The organism is Actinomycetospora sp., from assembly GCF_055612215.1.
The window spans coordinates 1-1,368 of sequence record NZ_JBVPVA010000761.1 but is presented as its reverse complement, the minus strand read 5'-3'; the positions used below and the strand labels follow the sequence as shown (position 1 = coordinate 1,368).

3 protein-coding genes are annotated in these 1,368 nt (G+C 77.3%); all 3 read right to left on the bottom strand.

Going from position 1 to position 1,368, the window contains the following annotated elements; all coding sequences use genetic code 11:
- On the bottom strand, positions 1-261 hold a 261-nt coding region (locus AC0CYZ_RS20780), incomplete at its 3' end, for a histidine phosphatase family protein (RefSeq protein ID WP_472218792.1).
- Positions 258-995 carry a zinc ribbon domain-containing protein gene (locus AC0CYZ_RS20775; RefSeq protein WP_472218790.1) on the bottom strand — a complete coding sequence of 246 codons (738 nt, stop codon included), beginning with the start codon at positions 993-995 and terminating at the stop codon, positions 258-260. The genes AC0CYZ_RS20780 and AC0CYZ_RS20775, both read right to left, overlap by 4 nt.
- 13 nt (positions 996-1,008) lie before the next feature.
- Positions 1,009-1,368: Nif3-like dinuclear metal center hexameric protein (locus tag AC0CYZ_RS20770; protein ID WP_472218788.1), on the bottom strand; the 360-nt coding region annotated here is incomplete at its 5' end.

The following is a 1,368-nucleotide window of genomic DNA, read 5'->3' as shown; positions in this document are numbered from 1 at the left end:
CGCCACCGGGGCCGCCGTCGAGCGCGCGCGGTCCAGCGGGGAGCTGACCACCACGTCGGCCGCCGGGTAGCGGGCCGCCACCGACGCCGCGGCCGCCTGCGCCTGGGCCTGCCCGACGTCGGTGAGCGGCGGGTTCCCGCGCCCGGAGTAGCGCCGGTCCACCGACAGCGGCGACTGCCCGTGGCGCAGGAGCAGCACCCGCGTCGGGGTCGCGGCCCCGCGCCCGGTCCAGGCGCCGGCCGCGTCGGAGGCCCCGGTCACGACGACTTCGGCGCGGCCCGCACGACGATCGCGCCGCAGTTGTCGCACCGGACGACCTCGTCGGGCGCGGCGCCCTGGATGTCGCGCAGCTCGGCGCGGTCCATCTCCAACCGGCACGCCCCGCAGCGGTTGCCGGTCAGCTCGCCGGCGCCGACCGCGCCCTTGGCGCGAATCTGGTCGTAGAGCGCGACCAGGTCGGCGGGCAGCTCGGCGACCAGGGCGGTGCGCTCCTCGCCGCGGCGGACCTCGATCGTGCCGATGTCCCCCAGCACCCCGTCGCGGCGCTCGACGGCGTCCTCGAGCGCGGTCCTCGCCGCGTCGTGCGCCTCGGTCTCGTGCGCAAGGTCCACCCCGGCGGCCTCCTGGCGTTCCATGACCTCGAGCTGCTCCTCCTCGAGGACCGCGCGGCGGCGCTCCAGCGATTCGAGCTCGTGGGACAGATCCGTCGCCTGCTTCGCCGACACCGAACCGTTGTCGAGCAGCTGCCGGTCCCGGGTCTCGCGGGTGCGGACCTGCTCGACCTCGCGGTCGAGCTTCGCGACGTCGCGGTCGAGGTCGGACAGCGAGGTCTGCGCGACGACGACGGCGTCGGCCGCGGCGCGCAGCGTGCGCTCGGCCTCCTCCACCGCGACCTGCTCGGGCAGGGTGCGGCGCCGGTGCTCGGCGCGGGAGAGCTCGGCGTCGACGGCCGCGAGGTCGAGCAGCCGGCGTTGGGCTGCCGGGTCTGCCTTCATGGCTGGGTCCGCTTCACGGCTGGACGGCTCCTTCGATGGCGTCGGACAGGGAGAGCGGTGCGGCCGGCGTCGAGGGGCGGTCGGGGACGGCGACCGGGGCGTGTGCCGCCGAGCCGAGCGTCCACGGGTCGGTCCGGTGCGCCGAGACGGTCACGGTGGCCCCGGGCAGCGCGCGGCGCAGGACCCCGGCGGCCTGGGCGCACCAGGGGTGCTCCGAGGCCCAGTGGGCGACGTCGACGAGCGCCGGGGCACCCGGGCGCTGCAGGTGCTCGTCGGCGGGGTGGTGGCGCAGGTCGGCGGTTACGTAGGCGTCGACCCCGGCCTCACGGGCCAGGCCGAGCATCGAGTCGCCCGCCCCGCCGGAGAGGGCGAC

Bases quoted from the DNA above. Each gene is read 5' to 3' on its own strand.
- AC0CYZ_RS20775 (WP_472218790.1), bottom strand. From the start codon at position 995: ATGAAGGCAGACCCGGCAGCCCAACGCCGGCTGCTCGACCTCGCGGCC.